General features: G+C 71.7%; 13 protein-coding genes. 8 read left to right on the top strand and 5 right to left on the bottom strand.

Going from position 1 to position 15,134, the window contains the following annotated elements:
* Window positions 1-57 precede the first annotated feature (57 nt).
* From I5071_RS37670 to I5071_RS37680, 3 genes are read left to right on the top strand one after another with little or no spacing between them, the layout of a single operon-like run.
* Window positions 58-1,128 (top strand): putative metal-binding motif-containing protein, encoded by a 1,071-nt coding sequence (locus I5071_RS37670; protein ID WP_236518209.1) that lies wholly within the window; start codon window positions 58-60, stop codon window positions 1,126-1,128.
* A gap of 16 nt (window positions 1,129-1,144) precedes the next feature.
* Window positions 1,145-1,828, top strand: a complete 684-nt coding sequence (locus tag I5071_RS37675; RefSeq protein WP_236518210.1) for a hypothetical protein — start codon at window positions 1,145-1,147, stop codon at window positions 1,826-1,828.
* Between the two features lie 17 nt (window positions 1,829-1,845).
* Window positions 1,846-2,952 carry a hypothetical protein gene (locus tag I5071_RS37680; protein WP_236518211.1) on the top strand — a complete coding sequence of 369 codons (1,107 nt, stop codon included), beginning with the start codon at window positions 1,846-1,848 and terminating at the stop codon, window positions 2,950-2,952.
* Here the strand turns inward: I5071_RS37680 and I5071_RS37685 are convergent, their stop codons facing one another.
* On the bottom strand, window positions 2,953-4,236 hold the full coding sequence (locus tag I5071_RS37685; protein ID WP_236518212.1) for an esterase/lipase family protein: 1,284 nt from the start codon (window positions 4,234-4,236) through the stop codon (window positions 2,953-2,955).
* Window positions 4,237-4,403: 167 nt separating this feature from the next.
* Window positions 4,404-4,937 (bottom strand): hypothetical protein, encoded by a 534-nt coding sequence (locus tag I5071_RS37690; protein ID WP_236518213.1) that lies wholly within the window; start codon window positions 4,935-4,937, stop codon window positions 4,404-4,406.
* Window positions 4,938-5,112: 175 nt separating this feature from the next.
* On the opposite strand from I5071_RS37690, the gene I5071_RS37695 reads away from it, so the two are divergent.
* Window positions 5,113-6,606, top strand: coding sequence for a hypothetical protein (locus tag I5071_RS37695; protein ID WP_236518214.1), 1,494 nt, complete (start codon window positions 5,113-5,115; stop codon window positions 6,604-6,606).
* Window positions 6,607-6,711: 105 nt separating this feature from the next.
* On the opposite strand, the gene I5071_RS37700 is transcribed toward I5071_RS37695, so the two are convergent.
* Window positions 6,712-7,545 carry a GNAT family N-acetyltransferase gene (locus tag I5071_RS37700; RefSeq protein WP_236518215.1) on the bottom strand — a complete coding sequence of 278 codons (834 nt, stop codon included), beginning with the start codon at window positions 7,543-7,545 and terminating at the stop codon, window positions 6,712-6,714.
* Between the two features lie 10 nt (window positions 7,546-7,555).
* Entirely contained in the window at window positions 7,556-8,041 is a 486-nt protein-coding gene (locus tag I5071_RS37705) for a peroxiredoxin (protein WP_236518216.1), read from the bottom strand.
* A gap of 208 nt (window positions 8,042-8,249) precedes the next feature.
* Between I5071_RS37705 and I5071_RS37710 the strand changes: the two genes are divergently transcribed.
* Window positions 8,250-10,556, top strand: coding sequence for an FG-GAP repeat domain-containing protein (locus I5071_RS37710; protein ID WP_236518217.1), 2,307 nt, complete (start codon window positions 8,250-8,252; stop codon window positions 10,554-10,556).
* On the opposite strand, the gene I5071_RS37715 is transcribed toward I5071_RS37710, so the two are convergent.
* Window positions 10,557-11,183, bottom strand: coding sequence for an SLATT domain-containing protein (locus tag I5071_RS37715; RefSeq protein WP_236518218.1), 627 nt, complete (start codon window positions 11,181-11,183; stop codon window positions 10,557-10,559).
* 26 nt (window positions 11,184-11,209) lie between these two features.
* On the opposite strand from I5071_RS37715, the gene I5071_RS37720 reads away from it, so the two are divergent.
* Genes I5071_RS37720 through I5071_RS37730 form a run of 3 tightly spaced genes read left to right on the top strand, consistent with a single transcriptional unit; the run spans window position 11,210 to window position 15,110 of the window.
* Window positions 11,210-11,998, top strand: a complete 789-nt coding sequence (locus I5071_RS37720) for a hypothetical protein (protein WP_236518219.1) — start codon at window positions 11,210-11,212, stop codon at window positions 11,996-11,998.
* A gap of 59 nt (window positions 11,999-12,057) precedes the next feature.
* The gene (locus I5071_RS37725; protein ID WP_236518220.1) at window positions 12,058-13,686 is read left to right on the top strand and encodes a DUF1588 domain-containing protein; all 1,629 of its coding nucleotides are present in this window, start codon (window positions 12,058-12,060) and stop codon (window positions 13,684-13,686) included.
* Window positions 13,683-15,110 (top strand): DUF1552 domain-containing protein, encoded by a 1,428-nt coding sequence (locus I5071_RS37730; RefSeq protein WP_236518221.1) that lies wholly within the window; start codon window positions 13,683-13,685, stop codon window positions 15,108-15,110. Before I5071_RS37725 ends, I5071_RS37730 begins: the two co-directional genes overlap by 4 nt.
* Window positions 15,111-15,134: the final 24 nt, after the last annotated feature.

Consider the following 15,134-nt stretch of genomic DNA (forward strand, 5'->3'; position numbering starts at 1 on the left):
GCGCGTCGTGCTCGAAGAGCGTCCGAGGTCCCGACCGTGGGGCGAGGACGGAGGACGATGCGACGCTGCGAGACGAAGCGGCGCTGCGAGGTGCCGCGGCGTGTGATGGAGCGAGCCCGTGATCGACGCGGCGCCGGTCCAGCCGTGATGCTGATGGTGCTCGGCGCGCTCGCGAGCGGCGCGGCGGGTTGCAGTGCGAGCCCGACGACGCTGCTCGTGGTGGTCACCGCCGATCCAGAGGTTCGCGCGCGCAGCACATCGGTGCGCCTGCGCGTCAGCGGCGGGCCCGAGGGCGACACGTCGGAGCTCGACGAGACGCGCGAAGCAGGCGACGACGCGTGGCCGCTGCGCGCGGTGATCGTGCCGATGTACGGCGATGCGTCGCGGCCGGTGGAGATCTCGCTCGAGGCGCTCGACGCGGGCGCGCGACCGCTCGCACGCATCGGCGCGGCGCCTGCGTTCGAGGCGGGGCGCACGCGCGTCGTCGCCCTGCACTTCGAGGCGGCGTGCCTCGGCGTGCTCTCGTGCGCAGCGGGGCAGACGTGCTCGGAAGGTCGCTGCGTGGCGGTCCCGCGTGAGACGCCGGACGCAGGGACGCCCTCGATGCGCGACGACGGCGGGGTGCCGGTGCCGCGCACCGATGCGGGCCCTTCGTGCCGTGCGGTGACGAGCTATGCGGACGTCGACGGCGACGGATGGGGCGACGGTGCGCGCACCCGCTCGAGCTGCGAGGTGCCCGCGGGTTACGTCGCGCGCGCCGGTGACTGCGACGACGCGTGCGCGGACTGCACCCCGCGCGGCGGCGAGGTCTGCGACGGCAGGCGCGACGAGGACTGCGACGGCCGGGTCGACGAGGACTGCGAGTGCGTCATCGCGCGCACGCGCGCCTGCCCCGGTGGCGACGACGTGTGCGTGCCCGGCGTGCAGACGTGCCTGCTCGGCAGCTGGGGCGAGTGCCAGGGACGCATCGAGCGTCACGACGAGACCTGCAACGCGCGCGACGACGACTGCGACGGCGACGTCGACGAGGATCTGCGCCGAGGGTGCGGCCACGGATGTCACTCGACGTGCGTGCTCGGGCTGTGGGGCCCGTGTCGCGACGACGGAGAGCTCTGCGACAGCGACTGAGGGTACGCTCGCGCGTATGGGATGGCGCGCGGGCGTGCTCGGGTTCGTGATCGTGATCGGGAGCGCGTGCGGCGCGCGCGACGCCGCGCCCACGCCCGAGCCTCCTCCTCCTCCTCTGCCCCCACCTCCGGTGGTCGACACGCCGCCACCGCACGGCCCGCCGATCCCCGCGCCCACCTCGCGATCGATCGTGCGCACCGAGCGACCGTTCGAGGTCACCGGCGAGATGGCGGGCGCGGAGGAGCTCGTCGAGCGCGCACGCCAGCACGCGTCGGTCTGCTACGCGCAGGTGCCGAGCCCCGAGGGCGTGATGGAGCTCGCGATCGACGTCGCCGAGGGACGGGTGCGCGAGCTGCGCGTCGTGCGCGACGAGCTCGCCAACACGACCGTGCTCGCGTGCCTGCGCGAGCGTGTGCTCGCGACGCCGGTGCAGGCTCGGTCCGCGGCGTCGATCCAGGTCGCGTGGCGCTTCGGGAGCGCGCCGATCGACGTCGAGCACGACTGCAGCGAGGACCGCGAGTGCGTGCTCGTGAGCGGCGTGTGCGGCGAGCCGGTCTCGGTGCGAGAGGCGGTCAGGGACACCGCGCAGGCGCGCTACCGCCGGATGAGCTCGGTCGCGACGTGCGCGGGGAACGTCCCCACCGTGCCCACGGTCGCGCGGTGCCGCGAGGGGCTCTGCACCGCGGTGCCGGCGCCGTGACCGAGCGCGGCGCGGTGATGCAACGCGTTCATCGCTACGTCGGCCCGCCCGAGATCGCGTCGCACGCCCGCACCGAGCCGGCGGGCGCTGCGATCTCGAGCGCGCACGATCTCGAGCGCGTCGCGCGGGCCCTCGATCGCCGCGGCGTGGTGACGACGACCTACGTGGTCGATCTCGACGGCGTGCTGCGCATCGCCGATCGCGCGAGCGAGCACGTCGCGTGCGCGGGTGGTCGGCCGGTGCTCGCCGCGGGTGAGCTCGAGGTGAGCGGTGGGCGCGTCGTGTCGGCGACGAATCTCTCGACCGGCTACTGCCCCGAGCCCGGATGCTGGAGCGCGCTCGCGGAGAGCCTCGATCGTGCGGGCATCGCGCGCCCCGACGCGCTCGCGCACGCGTTCGAGATGCGCCGCTGCGAGGCGTGTGGAGCGCGCCAGGTGATCAAGGACGGCGAGCTCGAGTGTCTCGAGTGCGGCGCGGCGCTCCCCGCGCGCTGGAATTTCGATCCGGTGCGGTGGCGCCGTGCACGGGTGGGTGCGTGGGTGATCGACGTGATCGAGGCGCCCACCGCCCGCGACGAAGATCGAGTCGAGCTCGCGATCGCGCGCGATCACGTGCGTCTCGCGCTCTCCGACGGTGCCGGCGGCACGGCGCACGGTGCGAGCGCGGCATCGCGGGTCGTGCGCCTCGCGTTCGATCGTGACGCGACGAGCGACCCCGTCGCCGCGATCGCGCGGGTCGACGCGGAGCTCGCGTCGCAGGCCTCGGGCGAGGCGACCGCGGTCGTGATCGAGGTCGAGCTCGGCGCGACGTCGCTCGTCGGTCGCGGTGCGAGCGCCGGCGACTCGCGCGCCTGGATCGTGAGCTCGGATCGGATCGACGAGCTCACGGCCGGGCAACGTCGGAAGCCGCTCGTCGGCTCGGGGCGCGTGGTGGCAGTGCCGTTCTTCGGTGAGGGCCCGTCGCTGCTCGTCGCGAGCGACGGCCTCGGGGCGTCCGAGGCCGTGCTCGCGAGCTGTGTGCGCGAGGGCGGTGATGCGCTCGGCTGGTCGCTCGTCGACACCGCGCGCCTGCCCTCGGGCGCGCTGGGCGACGATGTCTCGGCGATCGTGATCCGGCGCGCGTGATCAGCGCGTCAGGATCGCCTCGTCGGCCGGGGTCGCCGGCGCGTCGATCTGCGGCGGGCGCATCGACGCGAAGCGCGCGTCGTGATCGGGCGTGACCTCCTCGGGCGTCGCGCTCGCCTGCTCGTCGACCGCGGCCCCGACCAGCGCCGCCGCGCTCTCGTAGCCCCACGAGAGCACCTTCGCGATCACCACCGGATCGATCACGGTCTGCGGGTGCCACACCGTCGTCCGCAGCGTCGGCGCATCGCCGCCGGCGCGCAGCGACTCGAGCGGCACCACGAAGTCGCCCGCGCCGTAGCCCGCGACCCGCAGCCGTCCGTTCGCGCCGCGCTCCACGCCGATCTTCGTCGGGTACCAGCTCGAGTAGAAGCGCACGGCGCGCTGCACGAGCGGGCTCGCGAAGAGCGTCTCGTGCAGCGCATCGCGCATCGTGCGCAGCATCGCGCGCGGCGCGCGGCCGGGCTCCCAGCACGTCTCGTCGTCGACGAGGCGCGCGTCGAACACCGCGCGATGCGGGAAGAGCTGCATCAGCCCGGGCCACGACGACGCCATCGCGCGCACGTCCTCGAACGTCTCGTCGATCGACGCCGCCCCGAGCGCGTGCATCAGCCACGGCTCACCGAGGTGCGCCGCGACCGCGTCGAAGCTGCCGCCGAGCGGCACCGCGACGAACGCCACGCGCGAGAACGCGTCGAGATCGGCGTCGCCCCGCTGCGACCAGACGCTCGCGACGAGCCCGCCCATCGAGTGCGCGACGAGGATCATCGGGCGCCCGTGCTTGGCGCGCAGCGCGCGCACCTGCTCGCCGAAGCGTCGCGCCTCGTCGCGCACGTCGCGCCGCCAGTCGTACGTGATCGTCTCGACGTGCATGCCGCAGAGCTGCCACGCCGTGATCGCGGGACCGTACGCGAGGTAGAGCGGCGCGCGCTCGGGCACCACGTCGGACTCTTCGTGGGGCCGCGCCCACGACGCCTCGGGGATCGCGAGCCGCCGCGCGACGCTGCCGTTCACGGTGCGCCCTGGGTGGAGCCAGATGCGCGCGCTCGGATCGCTGCGCTCCGCGAGGTGTCCGCCGAGGATGCCGTGCACGAGCACCACGACCGGCCGCTCTTCGTCGGTCGCGTCGAGCGTGTCGAGGGGCGCCTCGTTCGCGATGGCGCGCAACAGCGCCAGCGTCTCGTGTGGGAACAGCGCCGGTAGGTTCGTGTCCTCGGCGGAGCCGAATCGCTCCGCGAGCGCGTCGAGCGATGCGCGCTCGAGCAGCTCGAGCAGCGTTGTCGTCATTCCAACCCTCCCGCGCGGCAGCATAACGCGCGTCCTCTCGCGACTGGCGAAGAAGATCCGCGCTCGAGGGTCGTTCGATCGAGCACCCTCCGGGGTGAGGCCTCGTGCCGCACTGCGCGCGTGTTCGTCGAGGATGTCCCCGACACGCCGTCACGCGCCGGCCGCGATCACCAGGTCACGACGTAATTGCAGGTCGCGCCGTTCGCGTAGCGACACTCGGTGTGCCGCACCGACGCGTTGGTCGCGCCCGCCAGCTTGAGGCCCATCTCGATCCACGCCGGGCACCCGGGCCCACAGAAGAGCTGGTTCGGCGCGAGGTCGTCGCCCACCGGCGAGTCGAGCGTGAGGCGCCAGTGGCGCGGCCCGATCTCCTTCGGCGTGAGCGTCCCGCTGTCGAAGTAGCGGCTCCAGAGCGAGCCGGTGCGACCGAGCAGGAATTCGGGCGACCCGAAGCGCAGCGCCATCTTGTAGACGGTGCCGAGATCGTTGTCGGCGATGAACGCGGAGAGCTTCCGCATCTCCTCGTCGCGCGCGCGGTGCTCGCCGAGCAGCGCGGTGACTGCGCGGTTCACGATGCCGATCGGGACCCATCCCCCGGCGAGCAGCACCCCGGACAGCACCTCTCGGTCCTCGCGACTGGCGCGCTCGAGCACCCCGTTCCACGCCCGCTCGCCATAGCTCTGCACGGCGTAACTGCGCATGTGGAGGACGAGACTGGCTTTGCCGCGGGCTTGTCTCAGCATCTTTGCGGCGAGAGTACACCCGGAGCACGCGAATCGAGCGGTCGATTGAGGTCCTCGGCAAAACAGCCGTCATCTCCGTACTGAAAATCCACCGTTCTCATAGACCCTCGAATGGGTGCACTATCAGGGCGGAATGTTCCTCCAGAACGCTGGGCGTATCGGAAATGTCCCCAAGAAGAAGTTCCTGTATTCGCGCAAGGGCCCTTGGCCGCAGCCCTCGCCCACCGAGCCCCTCGGGACCGCGCCCGAGGTGCTGCACCTCCCGTGGCAGGAGGTCCTCGATTTCCAGGTCCACATCGGGCTGCGCTACATGCGCGACCTCTTCGTGTGTGGGCCCGCCGCGCTGGTGAAGGCGCTCGGCTTCCGGGAGCTGCCGGAGATCCCCGACGACGCGCTGGCGAGCGCGCTCACGCGCGGGCTCTACTCGCGCTTCCTGTCGCCGCTCGATCCCGCGGATCTCACGACATTCGGGGTCGATCCGAGCGACGGCGTGTTGCGCTACAAGATCGACTTCTCGCCCATCGCGAGCGTCGATCCCTACGAGGGCATGTACGTCGCGCCGACGATCACGCTGCTGCGGCGCGAGGGCCCGACGAGCCCGACGTTCGCCGTCGAGGCGGTCGCGATCGGCGAGACCGAGCTCGTGCTGCGCCCCGGCGACGGCCCGTCGTGGGAGCTCGCGAAGTACTTCGTGCTGCAGGGCTGCAGCTACGGGACGCTCTTCACCGAGCACCCCAACGTCCACTTCCCCTACGACACGATCAACGCGATCACGAAGGGCTCGATCCCCACCGATCACCTGCTCTTCCAGCTGCTCCACCCGCACCTGCGGTTCTCGCTCGTGCTGGACAATTCAGTGCTGCAGTCGCCCGCGTCGGTGATCAGTGAATTCCGGCACACCATCTACGATCCGTTCACTGCGCGTGCGAGTGATGGTCTGATGTCGTTCTTCATCGCCGGGTACAAGGGCATTCGAGACAATGCCGCATATCCCGGCTATCGATATGCGGAATCGACTGCCACGCTCGGACTGCCTCCCACGGACTACGGTCGTTTTCTCGAGTCCTATTTCGGCCCGTTCCACTGGCTCACGCAGCAGGTCGTCGCGGCGATGGACGACGACGAGATGTCGTACTGCGAGGAGTGGGCGCGCTGGATCCGGGTGTGGATCGAGTCGTTCCCCGAGCTCCACCACCGCCACGTCGACGCTGCCGAGCGGCAGCGGACGCGCGAGAAGCTCGCGTTCGCGCTCGCGGTGATGCTCTGGGACGTGACGGTCGTGCACTCGACCGATCACCACGACTTCGCGACCGACATCCCGGTCGAGTGGAAGTGCTTCCGCCTGCGTGTGCCGCCCCCGGTCGCGCGCGACGGAGGCACGGTCGATCGCGGCAAGCTCTCGCGGCGCATCGACCTGTTCAAGTCGCACCTCGCGCATCGCATGTTCTTCGCACCGACCACGGTCACGAAGCTGATCGACACCGAGTACGACTTCGGCACCGACGCGCTGCGCGCCGTGCACAACGAGTTCATCGAGCGCCTGCGCCGCGTCGACGCGGACCTCCCGTCGCGCGGCATCAAGCGCTTCATCCCCCTCGGCGAGATCGCCGCCAGCATCCAGTACTGATTGCGACGCGCTCTCGCGCTGACGCTCGAGAGCGCTGCAATCAGCCCCGTTTTTTCTCTCCCGACCGCTCGCGTCGGGTTCGACGCGAGTGGTCTTCGCGATGACTCAGCTGCGCACCAGCACCAGGCGCGTGTAGAGCAGAGCGAAGCCCGCCTTCTGCGCGTTGTGCTGGGAGCGCGAGCCGGGCTGGGTCGTGACCACCGCGAGAGCGCAGCCTGCTTCCACCGCGTCGAGCAGTCGCGCGCGGAGCAGCGCGCTCTGCACACCGCGGCGGCGATGGGCGGGCAGCGTCGCCGCGCCTGCGAGCTGGGCGATCGCGCCGTGCTCGTCGCGATGCACGCGCAGGCTCGCGCCGCCGGCGATCGCGCCCTCGTGTGTCGCGAGGTAGCGCCGGTACCCGGTCGCGCTCGCGATGTCGTGGAAGACCTGGACCAGCGCGTCGCGCGCGAACGTCTCGTGCGCCGCGGCCGGCCCGCTGTCGGGGTGCTCGAAGCCGGTCACGACGGCGTCGATCCACGCGTCGCCCTCGTCGTCGCGCGCGCGTCGCACCTCGATGGCAGGAGCGGAGAGCGCGTCGCGATCGAGCCGCATCCCGAGCACGTTCTCCACCCCGACCAGCGTGTACCCGCGCGCGATCAGCGCGTCGGCGCGCGAGAGATCGGCGAGCGTCGAGAGCTCGAGCTGCACCGCGCCCTCGCGCGATCGCACCGCGTCCTCGAACGCGCGCAGCCCCGCGTTCTCGGCCTCCGGGTCGCCGAAGCCCCAGCCGATCACCTTGTCGAACGGCGATCCTCCGATCCATACGCCGACGCCGAGCCCACCGAGCGGGCGCATCAGCACCTCGCGCTCGCCCTTGGCGCGCACCGCCTGCGCGACCTCGCGGGTCAGACCCGCTTCCGCCGCTTCGATGCGGCGCGCCAGCACGACGTCGGCGAACATCGATCTCACCTCATCCGATCTTCGAGCACATCGACTCGGCGCTCGACACCGTGAGGCCGCGACCGGGCTCGACCTCGAGCGCCTTCACCACGCCGTCCTCCGCGTAGAGCGCGAAGCGCCGGGTGCGCGTGCCCATGCCGGCGTCCGACGCGTCGAGCTCGAGGCCGAGCTTCTTCGTCAGCTCCGCGTTCCCGTCGGCGAGCATCAGCACCTTGCCGTCGACCTCTTGGGCCTTGCCCCACGCGCTCATCACGAACGCGTCGTTGACCGCGATGCAGGCGACGGTGTCGACGCCCTTCGCGACGAGCTCGCCGTGGCGATCGAGATAGCCGGGCAGGTGGTGCGCCGAGCAGGTCGGCGTGAACGCGCCGGGCACTCCGAAGAGCACGACGTTCTTGCCCGCGAACACGTCGCGTGTGGCGAGCGGCTTGGGCCCGTCGGCGGTCATGTGCATGAGGGTCGCGTCGGGGATGCGGTCGCCGATCTGGATCGTCATGGGTCGTCTCGTCTCCTCCGCGGCCTCGGCCGCGCGAGAGGCATGACGGAATCGTCTCGCCGCGTCCAATCCGGCGAATCGTCGCGATCGCGCCCGTCGCGCTGATCGCGCGCGCACCGAGAGGTGCGACCCACGCGCCCATGCAGGCGCGGCACCCACGTGCGCTCGCGCGTCACGCGCGGCGTCGTCTCTTCCGCACGAGGTCTGGATGCTCGTTCGTCGCTCGTTCCCTGCTCTCTTCGTCTCCGGATTCGTCGCGCTCGTGCTCGCGGGCTGCGAGTGCTCGAGCGGCGGCGCCGCACGCGACTGCGAGACCGCGGCCGACTGCGGCGGCGGCGCCTGCATCGAGGGCGAGTGCGTCGCGCGCGACGACGGCGGCACGAGCGATGGGCTCGATGGATCCACGGCGGACGTCGATGCGCGCACGCCGGGCGCCGACGCGAGCGGTCCACCCTGCGACGAGGGCTCGTGCTCCGGGGACGCGCGCTGCGTCGAGGGTCGCTGCGTCGCGTTCGAGCCCGGTGAGTACGACGATACCTGCACCCGCCCCGAGAGCTCGGGCCCGGTGCGCCCGCAGATCCAGTGCGCGTTCGAGAGCGCGCCCGCCGGCGATCCGCGCCCCGACGCGATCCGCGCGCTGGGCACGCCGCTCGTCGCGAACCTCGGGATCGGCACGCCGTCGCGCCCGAGCATCGTGTACGTCGCGGACTACGCGTACACCGACGGCACGCCGCGCGGATGCACCGCGTCGGGCGTGCTGCGCATCCTCGACGGATCGACGTGTCGCTCGCAGTCGGTCTCGACCGAGGTCGTGCTCAACTCGCCGGTCACCCCGGCGATCGGCGATCTCGATCTCGACGGTCGCCCCGAGATCGTCGCGGCCGCGACCGAGGGCGGGCTGGTCGCGTACCGCGTCGCAGCCGATGGCGCGATCACCATCGCGTGGCGCACCACGCTCGAGGACGGCGCGCCCGATCTCTGGGGGAGCGATCAGTGCCAGTGGGGCGCGGTCTCGCTCTACGATCTCGACGACGACGCGCGCCCCGAGGTGCTCTTCGAAGGCGCGGTGTGGGACTCGAACGGCGTGCGCGTCACGACGCTGCCGGGCTGGGTGCACATCGGCAACGGCACGCCGGTCCCGGTCGGCGACTTCGACGACGATGGTCGCGTCGAGGCGGTCGCGGGCAACGCGACGTGGGAATTCGATCCCGCGACTCACACCTTCGCGATCGAGAGCGGCTTCTCGACGACGGTCCGCGCGGGCTTCACCGCGATCGCGGATCTCGGCGACTTCCCCACCGTGCGCGGCGATGCGCCGGGACGCCCCGAGGTCGTCACCGCGATGTACGGCGAGGTCTCGGTGCGCACCCTCGCGGGCGGCTTGATCGTCGAGTACGACCGGACCTCGGAGGGCAACGGCGGACCGCCGACGATCGCGGACTTCGACGGCGACGGCGTGCGCGAGATCGGCGTCGCGTTCGGCGACAGCTACGAAGTGTTCGATCTCGCCGAGGACGACGGACGCCTGTGGAGCCAGCCCTCGCAGGACAGCACGAGCCAGCGCACCGGATCGTCGGTGTTCGACTTCAACAACGACGGGCGCGCCGAGGTGGTCTACGGCGACGAGTGCTTCGTGCGCGTGTACGACGGAACGACCGGTGACGTCGTGTTCTCGCAGGCGCGCTTCTCGTGGACGTGGACCGAGAACCCGATCGTCGTCGACTCCGACGCGGATGGATCCGCGGAGGTGATCATGGGCGCGAGCGAGGCGTGCAACCCCGGGTACTGTCCGGCGATCGATCCGCTCTTCGCCGGCGTCGGCTGCGAGTCCGACGCGGACTGCGTGTCCGGCGCGTGCGACGAAGGGCTCTGCCGCTGCACCACCGACGCGCACTGCGGCACGACGTACGGCTGCGTCGCGCCGCTCGCGGGCACGCCCGGCGACGGCAACGTGTGCCGCGCCCTCCATCGCGACTGCGTCGCCGGCATCCGCGTCTATCGCGACGGCAGCGATCGCTGGTCGTCGTCGCGCACGATCTGGAACCAGCACGGCTACCACGTGACGAACGTCGAGGAGGACGGGACGATCCCGCGCACCAGCGAGATGCGCGCGAATTGGGCCGACGACTCGCTCAACAACTTCCGCCAGAACGTGCAGGGCGAGGGCGCGCGCACCGCGGGCCCCGATCTCACGATCCAGTCGATCACCGCGCTCTGCAGCGTGACCGACGGAAGCACCGACATGCGCGCGACGCTGTGCAACCGCGGTCAGGTGTTCCTCGACACCGGCATCCCGGTCGTCTTCGATCAGATCGCCGAGGACGGCGCGCGCACGCGGCTCTGCGATCTGCGCACCACCGAGCCGGTGCCGCCCGGCGTGTGCACGACCGTGAGCTGCACCGCGCCGGTGCCCGCGGATGGAGTGTTCGAGGCGACCGCCGACGACGCGCGCATGATCGGCGAGTGTCGCGAGGCGAACAACTCGGCGCGCGACATGGCCGACTGCCTGGAGTGATCATCGGCTCGGGACGGCGCGCGAGCCGATGAAGCTCCGCGCCGGCTGACGCGCCTCTCGCCAGGCGCGCGCCGTGAGATCCGGAGCGCCCGTCTCGAGCTCGTCGATGCGCGCTCGGATGTCGGCGGCCTCCTCCACCAGCGCATCGAGCTCTCGCGTGGCCAGCGAGAGCTCGATGTGGCGATGGATCGTGTTGTACTGCGCCGCCGCGATGCGGTGTTTCTCGGCGCGCTCGGCGTAGCGGAGCACCGTCTGCAGCGCGGCGAGCACCGCCGCGAGCACGCTGGTGATGCCGACGGCGACCTTCGCTCCGAGCTCGATCGACGTGTCGAGCGACGCGAACACGGTCGAGCCGACGATCGCCGAGAGCACCACCGCGGGCACGCCGAGCTGGTAGTGACGCGCGGAGAGTCGCGTCGCAGCGAGGAGGTGCGCGCGCTTCCGATCCTCGACGCGGTGCTTCCAGTCGATCAGCAGATCGACGATCCGCTCGTCCTGTCCGACCACCGACTCGCGCACCCCGACCTCCGAGAGATCGTCCTCGTCGACCTCGTCGTGCACGTCGTCGGCGTCGCTCATCGTGCAGGACCTAGGCCCGTCGTGCTCGCGCCCACGCTTGATGTGCACCGGCGTCTGACCACAGCCTCTGCGCGATGCGACGCATGCACCTCGTCGAGCTCGAGGACCTGCCCTGGGTCCCTGCCGCGATCCGCGATGGAGGCACCGACCTGCTGGACCTCGGGTTCGAGCGTGTCGGGTTCTATCGCGGCGTCGTGCCGCGACTGCGCGCGCTGCTCGCCGACACGAAACGTGCGCGGGTGATCGACGTGTGCTCGGGCGGTGGCGGCGGCGCGCTCTACGCGCACGGGACGCTGCGCGACGCGGGCATCGAGATGGTGCTGACCGATCGTTATCCGAACGAAGCGGGGCGCGCGCGTGTCGCGTCGCGCGGCGATGCGGCGCTCACCTATCGCGAGAGCCCGGTGGACGCGCTGCAGTTGCCGGCCGAGCTCACCGGCGTCCGCACGATGTGGGGCGCGCTCCATCACTTCCCGCCCGATGCGATCGCTGCGCTGCTCGCCGCGATCGTGCGCAGCGGTGAGCCCCTCGCGTTCTTCGACGTCGCGGCGTCGCCCGCGATGCGCAAGCTGCCGGTCGTGCTCGCGCCGATCGCGATGAGCCTCAACATGCTGATGCTCTTCGTGGGCTCGCTCTTCCTCGTGCCGCTGGTGCGTCCGGTGCGCGCGTCGCGTCTCGCGCTCACGTACCTCGTGCCGCTGATCCCGCTGCTGGTCGCGTGGGACGGAACGGTGTCGGCGCTGCGCGCCTACACGCCCGACGAGCTGCTCGCGATCGCGCGCGGGGTGCCGGGGGGCGAGGGCTACGAGTGGGCATCGGGCGTCGAGGGCAACGCGCTCTATCTCACCGGTCGCCCTCGCTGAACCTGCGCGCCGTGATCGCGCCGTGAGCCGTTTCGCCACGGTCGCGGTACCGACGCGACATGACGCTCTTCCGGCCGAATCCAGCGCTCTCGATTCCAGCGCTCGCGCTGCTGAGCGGCTGCATCGGGAGCCTCGCCGACGGAGCCGCGGGTCCACGCGGGCAGATGCGCGATCCAGGTGGGCCCACCTCACCTTCCGCGTGCGAGGACGCGCCGCGCGAGGCCGAGGTGCCGATGCGGCGCCTCACGCCGCACGAGTACCAGGAGACGCTGCGCGCGCTCTTCGGCGATGCCGCGCCCGACGTGATCGACCTCCTGCCCGCGCCCTCGAGCGGCAACGCGTACTCGACGTTCGCGAGCGGGCATCGAGTGGGCGAGACCGAGGCGCGCGCCCTGCTCGAGGCCGCGGAAGAGATCGCGATCGCGGTCGAGCCGACGTTGCCCGACTGCGCCGGTGCTGCGATCGCCGAGTGCGCGCGCGCGACGATCACGCCCTGGGCCGCGACCGTGTATCGACGCCCGCCCGAGGCCGAGGAGATCGATCGCCTGATCGCGCTCGCAGTCGCGGCCAACGGAGAGGGACTTGCGGCGCGCGAAGCGCTCGCGGTCGCGCTGATCGCGCTCTTGCAGGAGCCGCGCTTCCTCTACGTCGTCGAGTCGCGCGCCGACGTCGAGACGTGGTCGCTCGATGGGCACGAGCGCGCGCAGCGCCTCGCGTACACCTATCTCGGTGCGCCGCCCGACGACGCGCTGCGCGAGGCTGCGGAGTCCGGTGCGCTCCTCACGCCCGAGGGCATGCGCGAGCAAGGCGCGCGCGTCACCGGCGACCCGCGCGCCCGCGCGACGTTCCATCGCTTCGTGCGCGAGTGGCTCGGCATCGCGACGCTTCCGACGAGCCACTCCGCCGAGGTGCGCGCCGCGCTCGACGAGGAGCTGCGCCGATTGATCGACGACGCGTGGGACGCCGACGACGGCTTCGCGGCGCTGCTCACCTCCGACGTCGCCTACGTCGACGCGGTGCTCGAGGGCTTCTACGGACTTCCGCGCGAGAGCAGCGGACCCGGCGACTTCCGCCGCGTGACGATGCCGGGCACGCGCGTCGGCGTGCTCACGCATCCGCTGGTGCTCGCCGCCGCGTCGCACGGCGAGCAGTCGTCGCCGATCCTCCGCGGCAAGCTGATCCGCACGCGCCTGCTCTGCACCGACATGCCTCCGCCGCCCGTCGACGCGCAGGAGAGCGAGCCCGCGCTCCCCGCGACCGCGACCGCGCGCGAGCGCTACGAGGCGCGCATCGCGAGCTCGCGCTGCACCGGCTGTCACGTGCTGCTCGATCCCGTGGGCTTCGGGCTCGAGGCGTACGACGGGCTGGGCCGGTTCCGCACCGAGCTCGGCGAGCGCGCGATCGACGATCTCGGGGAGATCGCGGCGGGCGGCGACGCGACCGGCACCTTCGACGGCGCGAGCGAGCTCTTCGCGCTGCTGGTCGCGAGCGACGACGCGTCGCGCTGCTTCGCGCAGCAGTGGACCGAGTACGCGCTCGGCCGCGAGGTGCGCTCCGATCTCACGTGCAGCGTCGGCGATCTCGGTGACGCGTTCGTCGGCTCCGGCCGCGCGATGTCGGTGCTCTTCGAGTCGCTCGCGACCCATCCCTCGTTCGTCGAGCGCCGCGCGCAGGAGGTCTCGCCGTGAATCGCTTCTCCCGACGTCAGGTGCTGCGCGGGGCGGGCGTCGCGCTCGCGCTGCCGATGCTCGAGTCGCTGATGCCGCGCACCGCGCGCGCGGGGACGATGCCGACGCGCTTCGTCGTGATCACGACGGGGCAGGGCACACTGCTCCCGCGCTGGACGCCGCCGGTGCGCGCGGGCGAGGCGCTCGAGCTCTCCGAGCTGCTGATGCCGCTCGCCGCGCATCGCGACGATCTCGTCGTGGTTTCGGGCATCGACAACCTGATGCCGCGTTATCACGTCTCGAACGGCCACAACGCGGCGGGGCACACGCTGCTCAACGCGCACCTGGCCACGACGTCGGCGACCAGCGACGGCAGGCTCTTGCCCGAGGGATCACGCAGCGAGGTCGGTCAGCCGACGCTCTGCGTCGGGCCCTCGATCGATCACCATCTCGCGGATCGCATCGGCTCGCCGCTCCCGCTCAACCTCGCGGTGAACGGGACGAACGTCGGCGAGAACCGCATGTACTACCGGGTCACGCCGGAGAACAGCTCGGCGCCGAACGGCGCGCGCGCCGAGGCGCGGTTGATCGGCGATCCGGTGCGGGTGTTCGACGAATTCCTCGCGGGCTCGAGCGGCGCGCCCACGACGCTGCGCGATCGACTGCGCGGGCAGCGCGGGCGTGTGCTCGATGCGCTCGGTGGCTCGTACTCGGCGCTCGCGCGTCGGGTGAGCGCGGCGGATCGCGCGCGGCTCGAGGCCCACGCCGAGCGCCTCGCGGAGCTCGAGGCGTCGCTCGGTGCCCCGGCGATCACCTGCGAAGATCCGACGCTCTCGCTGCCTCCGGGCTATCCGAGCGCGGGGCGATCGGACCTGCTCTGGCGCGCGCAGATCGACGTGATGGTCACCGCGCTCACGTGCAACGTCACGCGCGTCGCGTCGATCCACGACACCGACTACGGCGGACCGGCGTTCGAGTTCCTGCGTGCGCCGATGCCGAGCGAGCTGGTCGAGGCGGGTGCGCGCGCGCTGCCGGGCGATGCGATCGCGGACTGGCACGCTCAGGTGCACGGCGACACCGGCGGTGCGCCGAACGAGAATGCCAATCTGATCGCGGGATTCACGTTCTACGCGACGCAGGTCGCGTATCTGCTCGAGCGCATGAAGTCGGTGGTCGAGCCCGACGGGAGCACGCTGCTCGACAACAGCGTGGTGCTGTGGATCTCGGAGTTCGGCAACGGCGGCGCGCACTCGACGGACGATCTCCCGGTGGTCCTCGCGGGCCGCGCCGGTGGTGCGCTGCACACGGGGCGACACCTCGCTCGTCCCGATCGCACCACCGGCGATCTCTACACGTCGATCCTGCAGCTCTTCGGCGTCGACGAGGACTCGTTCGGGCTCGTCGGCGACAGCGATCTGCAGCATGGCGGCCTCGGGGGGCTCTGATCTGCGCCTCGGCCGGAGTGCTCG

It is taken from the genome of Sandaracinus amylolyticus (assembly GCF_021631985.1).
In the GTDB taxonomy this organism is placed as follows: Bacteria; Myxococcota_A; Polyangia; order Polyangiales; family Sandaracinaceae; genus Sandaracinus; species Sandaracinus amylolyticus_A.

Coding starts and splice junctions, on each gene's coding strand:
- I5071_RS37670 (WP_236518209.1), top strand. CDS start 58: ATGCGACGCTGCGAGACGAAGCGGCGCTGCGAGGTGCCGCGGCGTGTG.
- I5071_RS37675 (WP_236518210.1), top strand. CDS start 1,145: ATGGGATGGCGCGCGGGCGTGCTCGGGTTCGTGATCGTGATCGGGAGC.
- I5071_RS37680 (WP_236518211.1), top strand. CDS start 1,846: ATGCAACGCGTTCATCGCTACGTCGGCCCGCCCGAGATCGCGTCGCAC.
- I5071_RS37685 (WP_236518212.1), bottom strand. CDS start 4,236: ATGACGACAACGCTGCTCGAGCTGCTCGAGCGCGCATCGCTCGACGCG.
- I5071_RS37690 (WP_236518213.1), bottom strand. CDS start 4,937: ATGCGCAGTTACGCCGTGCAGAGCTATGGCGAGCGGGCGTGGAACGGG.
- I5071_RS37695 (WP_236518214.1), top strand. CDS start 5,113: ATGTTCCTCCAGAACGCTGGGCGTATCGGAAATGTCCCCAAGAAGAAG.
- I5071_RS37700 (WP_236518215.1), bottom strand. CDS start 7,545: ATGTTCGCCGACGTCGTGCTGGCGCGCCGCATCGAAGCGGCGGAAGCG.
- I5071_RS37705 (WP_236518216.1), bottom strand. CDS start 8,041: ATGACGATCCAGATCGGCGACCGCATCCCCGACGCGACCCTCATGCAC.
- I5071_RS37710 (WP_236518217.1), top strand. CDS start 8,250: ATGCTCGTTCGTCGCTCGTTCCCTGCTCTCTTCGTCTCCGGATTCGTC.
- I5071_RS37720 (WP_236518219.1), top strand. CDS start 11,210: ATGCGACGCATGCACCTCGTCGAGCTCGAGGACCTGCCCTGGGTCCCT.
- I5071_RS37725 (WP_236518220.1), top strand. CDS start 12,058: ATGACGCTCTTCCGGCCGAATCCAGCGCTCTCGATTCCAGCGCTCGCG.